Source organism: Aquirufa sp. ROCK-SH2 (assembly GCF_054558315.1).
In genome coordinates this window covers 532,369-549,584 of sequence record NZ_JBPXKB010000001.1, presented here as the reverse complement: position 1 = coordinate 549,584, position 17,216 = coordinate 532,369, and the positions used below count along the sequence as shown (strand labels likewise).

Below are 17,216 nucleotides of genomic sequence, written 5' to 3'. Positions count from 1 at the left end.
ACGATTTTTCTTTCAAAATCCTTTGTAATTTTGCAACATTAATAATTATAATCATGGCAGGTAAGGAAGAAGAACTTTTATTAGAGGTTACAAATACAGAGTATAAATATGGATTTGAAAGTCATTTTGAAACGGATGAAGCACCTATTGGATTAGATGAATCAACCATACATTTTATATCTAATAAAAAAAATGAACCTGAATGGATGCTTGAGTGGCGTTTAGCAGCGTTTAAACATTGGAAAACTCTTACAGAACCTCATTGGGCTAATTTAAAATATAAATCAACTGATTTTCAATCTTTAAAATATTATTCTGCACCAGTTCAAAAAAAACAACTTAATTCTTTAGATGAAGTTGATCCTGAATTAAGAAAAACATTTGAAAAGCTTGGTATTTCTTTGGATGAACAAAAAAGATTATCAAATGTTGCTGTGGATGCAGTAATAGACTCTGTTTCAGTTGCAACTACTTTCAAAGATACATTAGCAGAAAAAGGAATTATATTTTGTTCAATTTCTGAAGCGATCAAGGAACACCCTGAATTGATTAAAAAATATTTAGGAAGTGTTGTTCCTGTTAAAGACAATTTCTATTCTGCATTAAATTCTGCGGTATTTTCTGATGGTTCATTTTGTTATATTCCCAAAGGAGTTAGATGTCCTATGGAGTTATCAACTTATTTCAGAATAAATGCCTCAGGAACGGGTCAATTCGAAAGAACATTAATCGTAGCAGAAGAAGACTCTTACGTTAGTTACTTAGAGGGTTGTACAGCCCCAATGAGAGATGAAAATCAATTACACGCTGCAGTTGTAGAAATATTTGTGCATAAAAATGCCGAGGTTAAATACTCAACTGTACAAAATTGGTACCCAGGAGATAAAGAAGGTAAGGGGGGTATTTACAATTTTGTTACCAAGCGAGGAATATGCGATGGAGCTAATTCAAAGCTTTCTTGGACACAAGTTGAAACTGGCTCAGCTGTTACATGGAAATATCCTTCTGTCATTTTGAAAGGAGATTATTCAATTGGCGAATTTTATTCAGTCGCTGTAACCAATAATTATCAACAGGCGGATACTGGTACTAAAATGATTCACTTGGGAAAACATTCTAAATCTAGAATTGTTTCCAAAGGTATTTCGGCGGGTTTTTCACAAAATTCATACCGTGGATTGGTGCAAATTTCAAAAAGAGCTGATTCTGCCAAAAATTTCTCACAATGTGATTCTTTACTGTTAGGAGATAAATGTGGAGCGCATACCTTTCCTTATTTGGAGGTTAAAAACAATACAGCCTCGGTAGAACATGAAGCAACTACTTCAAAAATAGGAGAGGATCAAATATTTTATTGCAATCAACGCGGTTTATCTACAGAAACAGCGATTGCATTAATTGTCAATGGATATGCCAAAGAAGTATTGAACCAATTACCTATGGAATTTGCAGTAGAAGCACAAAAATTATTGGCCATTTCATTGGAAGGTTCGGTAGGTTAATTACTTTACTCCACCCGTATGGATTGCTAAGATGCGGGCATTTTGAGGAAAATAATCAGATTGAATTAATTGATAGAGCTTATAAAACATCTTTCCGGTGTATATAGGCTCTATTTTTATTTTATTCTCATGATAGAAAGCATCACAAAATGACACAACCTCAGCTTTTGATTTACCGTATTTTAAGTCGTCAATAGGTTCTATAAACTTTAAATTTTCTGAATGAATATCTAATTCATCTTGATGAGATTTTAATTCAAGCAAATTAAATAAAGTCATAATACCTAATACCTTAGATTGACTAGCTTTGGCTAAACCAATGGCTGTTGTTCCAGTACCTACTGCTAAGATGATATAATCAAAGTCACCGCTGGCACTAATTTCTTTAGCTAAATCGGAAATGCTAGAAACACCCATAAGAGAATATCCTCCCTCTGGAATTTGCATCAAGTGACTTAAATTATTAATACTTATTGGTATCAGTTTTTGTCTATAATCTTCCCTTGAGACAAAATGAAGTTCCATACCCCAAGATTTCATTTGACTCAAATAGGAATTACTACATTCATTTAACTCATCTCCGCGGACAATTCCAATGGTTCGATAATTAAATTTATTCCCTAAATATGCTAGAGCATAGAGGTGGTTTGAAAAAGCACCACCAAAACTGATAAAGCCACTTAGATTATTTTTTTGGGCGAATTCAATATATTCCTTTAATTTGCGCCACTTATTACCAGAAATAAAAGGATTGATAAGATCATCTCTTTTTATAAATAATTTTACATTCTTTTTTTTGCATAAATCATTTGAAATTTCTTCAATTGGAGATGGTAAATTAAGATTTAACAATTTAATAGTAGATATGTCCATAGATAATGAAATAGATCCAATTGAGTCAGAAGACGATTTATTTGAACATTTTAATTTTGTTGTAGACAAAGGTCAACAATTAGTTAGAATAGATAAATATTTACAATTAAAAATTTCAAATTCAAGTAGATCTAAAATTCAATCGGGAATAGAATCAGGATCGGTGAAAATTAATGGAAACTTAGTAAAATCAAATTACCGAGTAAAACCTTTTGATGAAATAAGTGTCTCATTTGCTCATCCACCCAGAGATACGGATGTTTACCCTGAAAATCTTCCTCTTGATATTATTTATGAAGACAATGAAATTATCATTGTCAATAAAGCTGCTGGAATGGTTGTTCATCCTGCACATGGAAATTGGTCTGGAACATTAGTAAATGGATTGTTATATCATTGCCAAAATTTACCGGGAAATAATAATATCCGTCCAGGTTTGGTTCATCGTATCGATAAGGACACATCGGGAATTTTAGTCGTGGCAAAAACAGAATTTGCATTAAGTTATTTGGCAAAGCAATTTTTTGACCATACGATTGATAGAACGTATTATGCTATTTGTTGGGGAACCCCAAAAGAATCAAAAGGAACATTAATTGGAAAAATTGCCAGAAGTCCCAAAGACCGAAAAATAATGGCAATGTTTCCTGAGGATCATCCTGATGGGAAAATTGCTATTACACATTACGAAGTAGTCGAATCATTTGGATTTTGTTCACTGATTAAATTTAAATTAGAAACTGGTAGAACACACCAAATTAGAGTTCATTCCATGTCAATGAACCATCCATTATTTTCAGATGCAACCTATGGAGGAGACAAAATCAGGTACATGAGTTCAATCTCCAACTTTAAAACTTTGATTGAAAATTTATTTAAAATATGCCCTAGACAAGCATTACATGCTTTTTCATTGGAAATTGAACATCCAATAACGAAAGAAAGGATGTACTTTGAAAAGGAATTCCCAGATGACATGAAGGAGATTTTAGATAAACTTAGAAAAATAATATAAAATGAAAAATATCATTATTAGAAGAGCACAGAAAGAGGATGCCAATGAAATTTTAAATTTTGTCAAAAAATTAGCTCTGTTTGAGAAAGCACCTGAAGAGGTAAGTGCTACCTTAAAAGATTATTATGAAAATGGATTTAATGATCACCCGCTTTTTGAATGTAATTTGATCTATTTTAAAAATCAACTGGCAGGTTTTTCTTTATGGTATTATCGTTTTTCCACTTGGAAAGGTAAAAGATTTTATTTGGAAGATCTTTATATCAATGAAGAATTTAGAGGTTTTGGATTAGGAAAAATCTTATTAGAAGAATGTATTCAAGAGGCTAAAAGAAAAAAATGCACAGGAATGATGTGGCAGGTTTTGGATTGGAATAAGCCAGCAATTGATTTTTATCAAAAATATGGGGTAAAGTTTGATGGTGAGTGGTTGAACGTAAATCTTGATTTATAAAGAATTTCGATCTTCAAAATAACATTCATTCGCAATTCTTCCTTTTTCTTTATTTAAAATCATTTCAGCTGCTTTTTTCCCCATTGCACTAAAATTATTTGAAATTACTGAAATCCCTTCCGCGATAATTTCCTTCAAAGGAGTATCATCGTAGGATAAAACACCAATTTCTTGACCAAATTTCCAATTGTTTTTCGTACACCAATTGATCATTTTGATTAAATCAAACTCCCTAAATACAATATAGGCTTGACCTTTCTTGATATCAACCGCTTCTTCTAAATCAGGGATGATGTCGTGATTAATGTTATTTTCCTCACAAAAATTAGTAAATCCCTTTATGATTCCCTTTGGGGTATATTGAAAACTTTTTTGACTAAGAACCAAGTTTAAACAATCATATTTATTTACTTTATCAATACATTTCAATAATCCTTCATGAATATTTAATTCGAAATTTTGATATAAAATCGCGTAATCTGAGCTAAATTCCTTGATATCAATATCAAGAACTAAAAGTTTATCCTTAGGAATTCTAGATACGATTTTAGATACACTAATATTAAAATGAGGTAAAATGATATAGTGGTTATATTTTCCCAAATTATCAGATATCAGGCTTTCAAATAGTTTTATATCATGATAATGAAAAAATAAATTATAGGAAACTTTACCAATATTCGCCAGGATACTATCTAATAAAATTTCCTTGTAGGGGGTAAGTGAATCCATTAAAATAAATACATGCATATTACTTCTGGTATCAGTACTAGTTACAAAGAAACCTTTACCATGATGCGAAGTAATTAAGCCACGTTCTCTCAACTCATCATAAGCTTTGGTTACCGTCATACGAGCCATACCAAATTCATTAGCTACGACATTTATAGAAGGTAATTGTTCTCCTCTATCTAGTTGTCCTGAATCAATAGCATCGACGATACCCTCAATCAATTGAAGGTATTTAGGTTTATTACTGGTAGAGTCAAAATGAATAATCATCTATTTTTATCTGTTAATGAGCCACAATTTGCTTTTCAATATCTTCAAGAGAGGAACCTTTCGTTTCAGGCATCAAAAACATCACATAGAGAAGTTGGCCAACCATCATAATACCGAAAAACAAAAATATACTCATACCACCAAACTGTTCTGTGAATATAGGAAAAAAGTTAGCTACCAAAGCTGCTAAAATCCAGTGGACCAAAGAACCAAATGCCATTCCTGAAGCACGAACAGAATTCGGGAAAATCTCAGAAATAAATACCCAAATTACGGAACCTTGTCCTATTGCGTGCGAAGCAATAAAAACAAAGATATAAATAGGTACCCAATCAAAAACCTCTGTTTTAAAGGCATAAGCAATTAAACCCAATGATATTATATAGCCAACAGAACCGATAAACATTAGAATCCTTCTTCCTACTTTATCAATCAAATACCACCCAATCATCGTAAATATTAGGTTCGCTAAACCAATACCAGCTGTGGATAATAAAGCACCTTCTTTACCTAATCCTGTTAATTCATAGATACGAGGAGCGTAATAAATGACAGCATTAATTCCTGACATTTGATTGAAAAATGAAAACAAAAATGCTAATAATAGAGGAGTGAAAAATTTTCTGGTAAATAATTTATCAGATTTAACTTTTGTAGAATCAGCATTGATCAATATCCGATTTAATGTTTCTTGTGGTTCAGGATCAGCCAATTTAAGGACATTTAAAGCACCTTCTACATCATTTCTTTTTAATAGGAGAAATTGAGGTGTTTCAGGAGTAAATAAAATCAAAAACGAAAATAATAAACTTGGAATTCCAACTACACCTAACATTAATCTCCAATCATTTTCTCCTCCTTGTAATAAATAATTTGATATATAAGCTATTAGAATACCAAGAACAACGTTGAGCTGAAATGAAATAACTAATTTTCCGCGATGTTTGGCTGGCGCAATTTCAGAAATATAAATAGGGGCCACTACAGATGAAGCACCGATGCCTAGTCCTCCTAAAAATCTAAATAACATAAAATAATTAACATCTGGAGCTAATGCCGCGCCTACCGAAGAAACAAAAAAACTAATTCCGATCCACAACAATGTTTTCTTTCGACCATATTTATCTGCAGGAATACCACCCAAAGCTGCACCAACCACAGTACCATACAATGCAGTAGCCACCGCCAAACCATGAGTCCAACTATCTAAATTCCACAATCGTTGAATGGCTAATTCAGCTCCTGATATTACAGCAACATCTAAACCAAAAAGCATTCCACCTAAACCTACAGTGATGGACCAAAAAATAACATGTTTATTCATGAATAAATATTTATAAACTTAATATTAACAATAATACTTTATTTTTCTAATCTACTTAATGATATTTTTGATATTAAACTTGCAATTAAGCCAAGCACAACCAATAAAAATAGTGCAATTCGTAGCGTTAATAGATCAGATAGATACCCAATAATCACTGGACCGAATAAAAAACCAATATAGGCAATAGTAGAAACTCCCGCTATAGCAATAGAAGGTAAAATGTCCTTTGATTTTCCAGCAGCCGAATAAATCAATGGCACAATAGTAGAAATTCCAATTCCAGTTATAAAACACCCAAGAATCATTATATAAATTGAGGTAAAAATGAGTGTAGTTATCATTCCAATAGCGATTAACAAGCCGCTCCAAAATAAAACCTTTTTAATACCTAATCGATTGGATATTGAATCTCCAAAAAGTCTTCCCAACACCATCGAAAACGCAAATGCTGAAAATCCAATGGTAGAAGGTAAGGGAGAATAAGGTAAATTTTCTTTAAAATAAATGGTTATCCAATCTGCCATCGCACCTTCACAAAGCATTCCACAAAAAGCAATGAGAGATAAAATAACTAAATAAGAATTCAAGTTCAACAAAGAATTTTTCTGTTTGGAATCCGTATCAGCTTTCTTGACAGGATTATTCATTAATAAATCTTTTTGAGAAATCGATACAAAAAAAATATTTGCGACTGCGATTATACTAAAATGATAAAATGAATTGATTTCTTGTTTTAATAAAAATCCACCGAATAATGCCCCTAGCATTAGACCAATTGAAAAAATAGCATGAAAACTAGACATAATTGTTTTCCCCATTTTTTCTTCTAGATTCACAACTTGCGTATTCATAGCAATATTCAATAAATCACCAGCCATTCCGAACGAAAACAATCCGAAAAAAAGTTGATAAGAGGAAGTTATTAAACCCAATAGTGGCATGATGATGACATATAGTCCAATTGCCACCAAGCAAATTACTTTCGAACGATATTTTGTTAGTAACCAACCAGCCAACGGTAATGAAACCATTGAACCAATAGGTAATCCCATTAATAAACTACCTAATTTAGCATCAGATAATTGTAACGAATCTTTAAAATCAGGAATTCTAGTTGCCCAGCTTGCAAAATTTAATCCGCACAAAAAGAATAAGACAGCAATTGAAACTCTATTTTTTACCATTACTCCTACAAAAACAAAGACTTAACATCATTCCAATTACTCACTCTTTCATATCCTGTCAATTGGGTATTATGTGGAGCTGTAAATAAGATAGGAGTACCTGAAAATGTTTTTAAGTTTTTTTCGTGATCGTCGATAAGATAATCTGCTTGAATCATATGTTTATGTCCACAGAATACGATGTTTGTCCAACTAATAAATGGAAAATGGACTTGCATCCAATCTAATTTTTCTTTCATTGAATTAGGAAATTCCGTAGCAGCAGAAACTATGAAAATCTCGTAATGATTGGTTAATGCTTTCAATACCTCGGTTGCATTTTCTTTAACTGGTAAATCTGAAAAAAATCCAGGCTCTTGCAAAAATGAATTATTGGCTAAATAATCTTGATAAAATTCGAATTTAACTGGACTATCCATAAATAAATCAAGGTAATTATATGATTTATTTAATCGGTTATTTATTTCAGATACAATTTTCATTGATGTGTCAGCCATCACATCATCCATATCAATAGCTATTCTTTTCATATTCATAAAAATAAAAAAAAACTCCCCAAATTGGGGAGTTTTTCACAATTAAATTTACGCTATTACATCATTCCACCCATTCCACCTGGACCAGGACCATGTCCATGAGCTGGTTCGTTGGCCGGCTTGTCTGCAATAACACATTCTGTTGTCAATAATAATCCAGCAATTGAAGCTGCATTTTCTAAAGCCAAACGAGTTACTTTAGTTGGATCAATAATACCAGCAGCGATCATATTTTCATATTTATCTTCTCTAGCATTGTAACCAAAATCATCTTTTCCAGCTTTTACTGCATTGATAACAACTGAACCTTCTCCACCCGCATTAGCTACGATGGTTCTCAATGGAGATTCCACAGCTTGACGGATAATGTTAATACCAGTAGTTTGATCTTCGTTTTCTCCCTTTAAATTATCTAAAGAACTAATAGCACGAATTAAAGCTACACCACCACCAGCGATGATACCTTCTTCAACAGCAGCACGAGTTGCATGCAATGCATCATCAACACGATCTTTTTTCTCTTTCATTTCTACCTCAGTAGCAGCACCAATGTATAAAATAGCTACACCACCAGATAATTTAGCTAAACGCTCTTGTAATTTTTCACGATCGTAATCAGAAGTTGTATTCTCAATTTGAGCTTTGATCTGATTTACACGATTAGTGATATCATCTTTAGAACCTGCACCATTTACAACTGTTGTATTATCTTTATCAATAATAACTTTCTCAGCTTGACCTAAATACTCAATTGTTGCATTTTCTAATTTAAAACCTCTTTCTTCAGCAATAACAGTTCCACCAGTTAGGATAGCGATATCTTCTAACATTGCTTTTCTTCTGTCACCAAATCCAGGAGCTTTAACAGCAGCAACTTTCAGAGCACCACGAATCTTGTTAACTACTAATGTTGCTAATGCCTCACCATCAACATCTTCAGAGATAATCAACAATGGTCTGCCAGTTTGAGCAACTGCTTCTAATACAGGTAATAATTCCTTCATTGAAGAAACTTTTTTCTCTGAAATTAAAATGAAAGGTTTTTCTAACTCAACCTCCATTTTGTCTGTATTAGTTACAAAATAAGCAGATAAATAACCTCTATCAAACTGCATGCCTTCTACAGTCTTAACCTCAGTTTCAGTACCTCTTGCTTCTTCAACTGTAATGACACCTTCACGACCCACTTTATCCATGGCTGAAGAAATCATATTTCCAATCTCCGAATCATTATTTGCTGAAATAGTTGCTACTTGAGCAATTTCAGTAGAAGTTGTAATTGGACGAGATTGCTTTTTAAGGTTAGTTACGATAGCATCTACCGCTTTTTCGATACCTTTTTTCAAATCCATTGGATTCGCTCCAGCAGCAACGTTCTTTGAACCAATTGTGTAAATCGATTGAGCTAAAACAGTGGCAGTTGTAGTACCGTCTCCAGCTTGATCAGCAGTTTTAGAAGCAACTTCTTTTACTAACTGAGCACCCATATTTTCAACAGCATCTTCTAATTCAATTTCTTTAGCTACAGAAACACCATCTTTAGTAATTGAAGGAGAACCGAATTTTTTATCGATAATTACATTACGACCTTTTGGTCCTAAAGTAACTTTAACAGCATTTGCAAGGGTGTCAACCCCTCTTTTCATTTTTTCTCTAGCTTCGCTATCAAAATATAATTCCTTTGCCATATTGTTAATTATTATTTTTGGATTTGTACAAAATTTTAAAATTATAAAACTGCAAAAATGTCAGATTCACGCATGATTAAATAATCTTTGCCTTCGATATTAATCTCTGTACCAGAATACTTACCATACAAAACTAAATCACCAACCTTAACTGTTATTGGCTCGTCTTTTTTACCATTTCCAACAGCTACAATTACTCCTTTTTGTGGTTTTTCTTTCGCTGTATCTGGTATAATGATACCAAAAGCTGTTTTTTCTTCAGCTACAGCAGGTTCAACGACAACACGGTCTGCTAACGGTTTGATACTTAAATTTGACATGTTAATTATTTTTAGGTTTTCAAATAAATATTAATACTACTTAATCATCTAAGTAGATAGAACAATGTATGCACAGATTATGCCAAGAAAATTAACCCTGAAATTTTGTCAGTGAAAATTAACTAACAATTATTTTGCTGGTGCAATTGGTGCAGCCGGTTGGATAGGAGCTGGAGCAGAAGGGACAGTCTTTGTTGCAGCTTTTTCAACATTAATCGATTGAATTGCATCTGTACTACCTTTTGATACGGTAAAATTCGTAACTAATACCAAAACTAAAATAGCTATTGAGAATCCCCAAGTCAATTGTTCAACTAAATCACCTGTTTTTTGAACACCAAACATTTGTGTTGCACCAGAAGAAGAAAACTCACCACTAATTCCACCACCTTTTGGATTTTGAACTAAAATTAAAATGATCAATAAGGCTGAAAATAAAACGATAAGTGAAATAAGTAATGTAAACATGATTGTTATTTTGTTAATTTATTTTTTAATTCTAAAATTTGAGTTGCAAAGTAAAGGCTTTTTTCAGGTTTAATCAAACTTAATTGTTCATAAATACGAATTGCAGATTCAAATTTTTCTTGTTTAATTAATATTTTAGCAAAGGTTTCAGATGCTGGCAAGTTTAAAGCTATATTTGAATAATCGCTTTCCGACAAAGAATCATCATTATTATCATCTGAAATGCGTTTTGGTTTTGAAATACTAGGTGAATTAATTAAAAAATCATTAATTATTTCATCTTGCGTTTGAACATCCAAATTATTTTCAATGACTACTTTATTTCTACTATTTGTAAATTCATTAGCATCAATCATTGAAAAATAAAAATTAGTCCGATTTAATGACTGTAAAGACACTTTCCTAATGATCTCCGGAGAATATTTCTCATTCCAATTCAATAAATAAAAAAAAGGATATTTCTCTCGATCAATATCAAATTCTCTCAAGAGAGGGTAATTATCTCTATCAATTTTATTTAACAAGATCCAAAGTGCCTGTGCTTTATTCATGTTACCAATCTCCAGCTATTTTATTAAATAAATCTAATATGATTTGATCTACCATCTTAGGTATTAAAGCTTTTTCAACTTGACTCAATGTTTGATTTTGAGGGAAATCTTGGTAAAAAGAAAATTCTTGTTCAAAATTTTTCTCTTCATCCAAACGATTCGACAATTTAAACAAAATTCTTAGCGTAATTCTATTTAAACCTGCTTTATCATCAGATGTTGGAGCTTGTGGACTTAATTCATATCCAACGATTGTACCTTCCAGTAATAAATCAGGATTTTGAGTACTTAGTTTTAATGAGGTATTTCTTTGAAAATATTCTTTTAACTTTTCATTAACTTCCAAGCCTAAATTAGTAGGTCCACCAGCGGCCTCTATGCGAACGTTAGTAATTTGAATGCTTTTTAATTCTTGAGACAAACTAGCACCCTTAAAACTATAGCAGGAGGACAACCCTATTGAACAGCAAATCAAAGAAATCAATATTTTAAGATAACTCTTCAAGATCATATTGTTTAATTTTACGATATAAAGTTCTTTCAGAGATTCCAAGATCCTTTGCAGCATATTTTCTCTTATTTTTATTTTTCTTCAGTGCTTTAATAATTATTTCCTTTTCTTGCTTTTCCAAAGATAAGGTAACGTCATTGACTGAGCTACTTCCTTCTTCAACTAATTCGATATCCTCTACATTTGATTCTAAACTAGGTAAATTACTAGAAATAATTAATGGCTCAGCACTTGAGTTGGTAGCTGCAGGCAAACTAATACTTCTTGAAGATTCATCAAATTTAGGCTTAATATCTTCAAAAATAGACATATTTTCATTAATGATATCGTAAGCATTAGCAGAACCTGTTTCAATTAATTTTAATAATATTTTCTTTAGCTCCGTTACATCCCTCTTTAAATCAAATAAAATTTTATACAAAATCTCTCTTTCATTGATCCCATCTGAAGGATGAAAAAAATCAGATTTTGTTACCTTGGTAGAAACTTTCGGTTCATTAAAATCTAAATAATATTGAAGTTTAATGGCATCGACAATTCGGTCACCCACTTCTAAAATAGAAATTTGTTCTGCCAAATTTTTCAATTGTCGAATATTACCAGGAAAACGTTGTTTTTGAAGCAAATCTTTGGCTTCGTTGGTCAACATAATAGGCTTAACTCGATGTAATTCAGAAAAATCCGTGGTGAATTTTCTAAATAATAATTCTATATCATCTCCTCGTTCTCGCAAAGGTGGGACATAAATCGGGACAGTTGAAAGTCGATAAAACAAATCTTCTCTAAACTTTCCTTTTTCGATAGCATCTTGAAGATTTAAATTTGTGGCAGCAACAACTCGAACATTGGTCTTTTGAACTTTAGAGGATCCTACACGGTAAAATTCTCCATTTTCAAGAATTCTCAATAATCTAGCTTGAGTTCCCAATGGCATTTCAGCAATCTCATCTAAAAAAATGGTGCCGCCATCTGTCACTTCAAAATATCCCTTTCTACTCTCTATGGCACCTGTAAATGATCCTTTCTCGTGTCCAAATAATTCTGAGTCGATGGTTCCTTCTGGAATTGCACCACAATTGACTGCGATGAATTGCCCATGTTTCCTTTTTGATAATTGATGAATAATCTTTGAAAAAGACTCTTTTCCGGAACCACTTTCACCTGTAATTAAAACCGTCATGTCAGTAGGGGCAACTTGCTCTGCTACAGATATGGCTCTAATTAAATTCGGTGAATTACCAATTATACCAAAACGTGCTTTTAAGCTAGAAATATGATTTAATTCAGCCATAGTTATTAAATTATTTCACCTAATAAAGTACCAGAAGTACAACTAGTTATCTTTACCATTACATAATCACCTTTTGTTTCATTCTTTTTTGGAAAAACGACAACCTTGTTAGAATCAATTTTACCAAAATGATGATTATTCGATTTTTTCGAATCACCTTCTACCAAAACCTTCTCAATTTTTCCAATAAATTGTTTATTTCTAATTTCAGAATGTTTTCTTTGAACATCAATTATTTCAGCTAATCTACGCTTTTTTACCTCTTCGGATATGTCATCTTTTAATTTCTTCTCGGCAGGAGTACCTGGTCTTTCTGAATATGAAAACATATACCCAAAATCGTAAACGACTTCTTCTAAAAGAGAAATAGTATCCAAATGCTCTTCCTCGGTTTCAGAGCAAAATCCTGCTATGATATCGTGCGAAATACCACAAGATTCTCCCAAAATGTTTCGAATTGATTTAATTCTATCCAAATACCACTCACGAGTATAATTACGATTCATTAAAGATAGAATTCGATTATTACCACTCTGAGCAGGCAAATGAATGTTTTTACAGATATTATCATACTTTGCCATGGTATATAAAACCTCATCGGTAATATCCTTTGGATGAGAAGTTGAAAAACGTATACGAAGATTAGAATCAATGTTAGCAACCGCGTCTAACAAATTAGCAAAATTGACCACTGAATTATTTTCTGGATTAAGCCACTTATAAGAATCTACATTTTGTCCCAAAAGAGTTACTTCTTTATACCCTTGAGTAATTAAATCTTTGCATTCTTTGATGATAGAAGGTAAGTCTCTGGACCTTTCTCTCCCTCTTGTATAAGGCACTACGCAAAATGAACACATATTATCGCATCCTCGCATAATACTAACCAAAGCAGTTACGCCATTCGTATGTAAACGAACAGGCTCTATATTCCCATACGTTTCTTCTCTTGATAAAAACACATTAATCGCCTTGTTCCCATCTTCAATTTCATTTAACAAACGAGGTAAATCTCTATATGAATCAGGGCCTGCAACTAAATCAACAACTTTTTCTTCTTCAATTAATTTGGTCTTTAACCTTTCAGCCATACAACCTAAAATACCGATGGTGACATCAGGCCGCTTCTTTTTCAACAAATTAAAGGTTTGTAATCTATGTCGAATTTTATGCTCAGCATTATCACGAATGGCACAAGTATTTAATAAAATAGTATCCGCTTCATTCAATTCAGAAGTTGTAGCATAACCATTTTCTAACAAAATAGACGTAACAACCTCAGTATCAGCAAAATTCATTTGGCAACCGTAACTTTCAATATAAACTTTATTTTGAATATCGGATGCTATTAAATTCTTGGATATAAGGGGAGAATCCAAACCTTCTATTTCTTGTTTTGTTAGAACTTTTAAATCTTGCATAAATAATGAACTCCTTTTAATTGGAATACAAATTTATGACATTTTGTCAGAAATATTATTGAATTTTACCTGAATTTAGAAATATAATTTTGTCAGATTTATGTGTTAGTTTTTCGTTATGAGTCACCATAATAATACTTTGTTTCAGATCACTTTTCAAATCGACGAATAAATTATATAAATTCTCTGCATTGGTATTATCAAGATTACCTGTTGGCTCATCAGCTAATAAAAGTGTAGGCTTATTGATTAAAGCGCGCGCGACCGCAACTCGTTGTTGTTCACCGCCAGAAAGCTGACTTGGAAATTTATTAATAAAAGATAATATATGGAGTTTTTCACAAATGAATTGAAAATAGTCTTCTTCTTCTTTTGAAATTTTATTTCCACGAATTAATAATGGGAATTTAATATTTTCCTCACAAGAGAATTCTCCCAATAAATTATGAAATTGAAATACAAAACCCAATTTTTGATTTCTTAAATTCACCTTTTCTGCTTCTGTCAAATTTGAATAATTACTTCCTTCTAATACAACAGATCCACTTTGAAAATCGGTAAGTAAACCTATAATTTGTAGCAAGGTACTTTTACCTGAACCCGAAGGGCCAAGTATTGAAACTAATTCATTGGGATTTACTTGCAAGGAAATATCATTTAGAATTAATTGAGTTCCAATGGTTTTAGAAATGTTTTTTAATTCCAACATTTTTTTGTCTTATTTTTAGAATTTAAGAATGATTTGCAAAGTTTTTAAAATTTTAGCAAATAAGTAGTAATTTCACGAACTTAAAAATTTTATACAGATGAATATTCACGAATACCAAGCAAAAGAAATTTTAAAAGGCTACGGAGTACGAATCCAAGAAGGTATAGTAGTTGATAAGGTTGAAGATGCAATATCTGCAGCTGAGACTTTAAAAGCTCAAACCGGAACTGGGTGGTTTGTAGTTAAAGCGCAAATTCACGCAGGTGGAAGAGGAAAAGGGGGTGGAGTAAAATTGGCTAAGAGTTTAGATGAAGTAAAAGAAAGAGCTTCTCAAATCTTAGGAATGCAATTGATAACACACCAAACAGGTCCTGAAGGTAAAAAAGTAAACAAAATTCTTATTAGTGAAGATGTTTATTATCCTGGTGAGTCTGAAACAAAGGAATATTACCTTTCAATTTTATTGGATCGTGGTAGAGCTTGTAATGTAATCATGGCTTCTACAGAAGGTGGAATGGATATTGAAGAAGTAGCCGAGCATAGTCCTGAGAAAATCATTAAAGAATGGATTGACCCAAGGGTTGGTTTACAAGATTTTCAAGCGAGAAAGGTGGCCTTCCTTTTAGGGCTTTCTGGTCAAGCTTTTAAGGAAATGGTAAAATTTATTCAATCATTATATACAGCTTATGTTCAAACAGATTCATCCATGTTTGAAATTAATCCCGTATTAAAAACTTCTGATAATAAAATTTTAGCTGTTGATGCAAAAGTTAACTTAGACGACAATGCTTTGTATCGTCACAAAGATTTAGCTGTATTAAGAGATATTGAAGAAGAGGATCCTTTAGAGGTTGAAGCAAGTGCAAATGACCTTAACTATGTTAAATTAGACGGAAACGTTGGTTGCATGGTGAATGGTGCTGGTCTTGCTATGGCAACCATGGACATAATTAAATTATCAGGTGGAGAGCCCGCTAATTTTCTTGACGTGGGGGGAGGAGCCAATGCAAAAACAGTTGAAGCAGGATTCAGAATTATTTTGCAAGATCCGAATGTTAAAGCCATCTTAATCAATATTTTCGGCGGAATTGTACGTTGCGACCGTGTTGCGAATGGAGTAGTAGAAGCTTACAAAAATATTGGAGAAATTAAAGTTCCAATCATTGTTCGTCTTCAAGGTACAAATGCTGAAGAAGGTGCAGCCATTATTAATAATTCTGGCTTAAAAGTATTCTCAGCGGTATTATTAAAAGATGCAGCGAAATTAGTATCAGAGGTATTGGCTTAAAGATATGAAAATAATTTGCGTTGGTAGAAATTATGTAGATCATATCAATGAACTGTCTAATGAAAAGCCAACTTCTCCGGTTGTTTTTCTTAAACCAGATACAGCGTATTTAGAAAATGGGAAGGATTTTTATTACCCAAAATTTTCTAATGATGTGCATTATGAAGTTGAATTAGTTGTAAAAATTGCTAAAATTGGCAAAAATATTGAAGCTAAGTTTGCTCATAAATATATCGATGCTATTGGTTTAGGAATTGATTTTACAGCCAGAGATTTACAAGCCAAATTAAAAGAAAAAGGTTTGCCATGGGAGAAAGCTAAAGCATTTGATTCATCTGCTTTTGTTTCTCCTTTGCAATCATTTGAAAATATAGAAGAAATTCTCAGTCAAAACATTTCATTTTCTTTAAAGAAAAATGGTGAAATGGTGCAAGATGGTCAATCAAATTTAATGATTTGGAAAATTGCAGATTTGGTTGAAGATATATCAAAGTATTTTACCTTGAAAACGGGTGATTTGATTTTCACCGGAACCCCTGCAGGAGTTGGACCAATAAATATTGGCGATCAATTGGAGGGTTATTTAATGGATAAAAAAGTTTTTGAATTATTAATTAAATAACAATGAAATTAACAATAGGAGATAAGGCACCCCATATTTCGATGAATGATTCCGACGGTAATTTGGTGGATTTCACAAATTTGCTTGGGACTAAAATAGTTCTTTATTTTTATCCAAAAGATGATACTCCTGGCTGTACAGCTCAAGCGTGTAATTTAAATGAAAATTTAGATTACTTACAGAATCAAGGTTTCAAGGTTATTGGAGTAAGTGTTGATTCAAATGAAAAGCACCAAAAATTCAAGAAAAAATATCAATTGAATTTTTCATTGTTAGCTGACGTAGATCAGAAAATTGTCAATGACTATGGTGTTTGGGTAGAAAAGTCTATGTATGGTAAAACTTACATGGGAATCGCAAGAACTACATTTATCATTGATGAAAAAGGAATTATTACAAACATTATAGAGAAAGTGGATACGAAAAATCATACTTCACAAATCCATTAATCAAT

The 17,216-nt window shown here is 32.3% G+C and carries 19 protein-coding genes; 6 read left to right on the top strand and 13 right to left on the bottom strand.

Annotated features, from left to right (window positions below):
• Positions 1–53 precede the first annotated feature (53 nt).
• Entirely contained in the window at positions 54–1,502 is a 1,449-nt protein-coding gene (sufB, locus tag V7S79_RS02395) for a Fe-S cluster assembly protein SufB (RefSeq protein ID WP_459488954.1), read from the top strand.
• Here sufB and V7S79_RS02390 read toward each other — a convergent pair whose 3' ends face one another.
• Positions 1,503–2,375 carry a 1-aminocyclopropane-1-carboxylate deaminase/D-cysteine desulfhydrase gene (locus tag V7S79_RS02390; protein WP_459488953.1) on the bottom strand — a complete coding sequence of 291 codons (873 nt, stop codon included), beginning with the start codon at positions 2,373–2,375 and terminating at the stop codon, positions 1,503–1,505.
• Here V7S79_RS02390 and V7S79_RS02385 point away from each other — a divergent pair.
• A complete protein-coding gene (locus V7S79_RS02385) occupies positions 2,368–3,390 on the top strand; it encodes an RluA family pseudouridine synthase (protein WP_459488952.1) in 1,023 nt (340 codons plus the stop codon). The genes V7S79_RS02390 and V7S79_RS02385 overlap by 8 nt on opposite strands.
• A 1-nt stretch (position 3,391) precedes the next feature.
• Complete coding sequence (locus tag V7S79_RS02380) at positions 3,392–3,844, top strand: N-acetyltransferase family protein (RefSeq protein WP_459488951.1); 453 nt, start codon at positions 3,392–3,394, stop codon at positions 3,842–3,844.
• Here V7S79_RS02380 and V7S79_RS02375 read toward each other — a convergent pair.
• The 12 genes from V7S79_RS02375 to V7S79_RS02320 form a co-directional block, all read right to left on the bottom strand.
• Entirely contained in the window at positions 3,839–4,846 is a 1,008-nt protein-coding gene (locus tag V7S79_RS02375) for a GntR family transcriptional regulator (RefSeq protein ID WP_459488950.1), read from the bottom strand. The two genes, V7S79_RS02380 and V7S79_RS02375, sit on opposite strands and share 6 nt — an antisense overlap.
• A gap of 13 nt (positions 4,847–4,859) precedes the next feature.
• The gene (locus tag V7S79_RS02370) at positions 4,860–6,170 is read right to left on the bottom strand and encodes a sugar porter family MFS transporter (protein ID WP_459488949.1); all 1,311 of its coding nucleotides are present in this window, start codon (positions 6,168–6,170) and stop codon (positions 4,860–4,862) included.
• A gap of 38 nt (positions 6,171–6,208) precedes the next feature.
• Positions 6,209–7,357, bottom strand: a complete 1,149-nt coding sequence (locus tag V7S79_RS02365) for an MFS transporter (protein WP_459488948.1) — start codon at positions 7,355–7,357, stop codon at positions 6,209–6,211.
• Between the two features lie 5 nt (positions 7,358–7,362).
• Positions 7,363–7,887, bottom strand: a complete 525-nt coding sequence (locus V7S79_RS02360; RefSeq protein ID WP_459488947.1) for a 5' nucleotidase, NT5C type — start codon at positions 7,885–7,887, stop codon at positions 7,363–7,365.
• A gap of 62 nt (positions 7,888–7,949) precedes the next feature.
• Complete coding sequence (groL, locus tag V7S79_RS02355; RefSeq protein ID WP_459488946.1) at positions 7,950–9,581, bottom strand: chaperonin GroEL; 1,632 nt, start codon at positions 9,579–9,581, stop codon at positions 7,950–7,952.
• 41 nt (positions 9,582–9,622) lie between these two features.
• Positions 9,623–9,901 carry a co-chaperone GroES gene (locus V7S79_RS02350; RefSeq protein ID WP_459488945.1) on the bottom strand — a complete coding sequence of 93 codons (279 nt, stop codon included), beginning with the start codon at positions 9,899–9,901 and terminating at the stop codon, positions 9,623–9,625.
• A 129-nt stretch (positions 9,902–10,030) separates the two neighbouring features.
• Positions 10,031–10,369, bottom strand: coding sequence for a preprotein translocase subunit SecG (gene secG / locus V7S79_RS02345; RefSeq protein WP_459488944.1), 339 nt, complete (start codon positions 10,367–10,369; stop codon positions 10,031–10,033).
• Positions 10,370–10,374: 5 nt separating this feature from the next.
• On the bottom strand, positions 10,375–10,920 hold the full coding sequence (locus tag V7S79_RS02340; protein WP_459488943.1) for a hypothetical protein: 546 nt from the start codon (positions 10,918–10,920) through the stop codon (positions 10,375–10,377).
• A 1-nt stretch (position 10,921) separates the two neighbouring features.
• Entirely contained in the window at positions 10,922–11,341 is a 420-nt protein-coding gene (gene lptE, locus V7S79_RS02335; RefSeq protein ID WP_459488942.1) for an LPS assembly lipoprotein LptE, read from the bottom strand.
• 67 nt (positions 11,342–11,408) lie between these two features.
• Positions 11,409–12,722, bottom strand: coding sequence for a sigma-54 interaction domain-containing protein (locus V7S79_RS02330; protein ID WP_459488941.1), 1,314 nt, complete (start codon positions 12,720–12,722; stop codon positions 11,409–11,411).
• Between the two features lie 5 nt (positions 12,723–12,727).
• Positions 12,728–14,143 (bottom strand): tRNA (N6-isopentenyl adenosine(37)-C2)-methylthiotransferase MiaB, encoded by a 1,416-nt coding sequence (gene miaB, locus V7S79_RS02325; protein WP_459488940.1) that lies wholly within the window; start codon positions 14,141–14,143, stop codon positions 12,728–12,730.
• A gap of 55 nt (positions 14,144–14,198) precedes the next feature.
• Positions 14,199–14,852 (bottom strand): ABC transporter ATP-binding protein, encoded by a 654-nt coding sequence (locus V7S79_RS02320; RefSeq protein ID WP_459488939.1) that lies wholly within the window; start codon positions 14,850–14,852, stop codon positions 14,199–14,201.
• 97 nt (positions 14,853–14,949) lie between these two features.
• Here V7S79_RS02320 and sucC point away from each other — a divergent pair, with 97 nt between their 5' ends.
• The 3 genes from sucC to bcp are packed head-to-tail and all read left to right on the top strand — an operon-like array spanning position 14,950 to position 17,211.
• Entirely contained in the window at positions 14,950–16,140 is a 1,191-nt protein-coding gene (gene sucC, locus V7S79_RS02315) for an ADP-forming succinate--CoA ligase subunit beta (protein ID WP_459488938.1), read from the top strand.
• 4 nt (positions 16,141–16,144) lie between these two features.
• Positions 16,145–16,762, top strand: coding sequence for a fumarylacetoacetate hydrolase family protein (locus V7S79_RS02310; RefSeq protein ID WP_459488937.1), 618 nt, complete (start codon positions 16,145–16,147; stop codon positions 16,760–16,762).
• A 2-nt stretch (positions 16,763–16,764) separates the two neighbouring features.
• Positions 16,765–17,211: a thioredoxin-dependent thiol peroxidase gene (bcp, locus tag V7S79_RS02305; RefSeq protein WP_459488936.1), complete on the top strand. Its 447-nt coding sequence runs from the start codon at positions 16,765–16,767 to the stop codon at positions 17,209–17,211.
• The last annotated feature ends 5 nt before the right edge of the window (positions 17,212–17,216 follow it).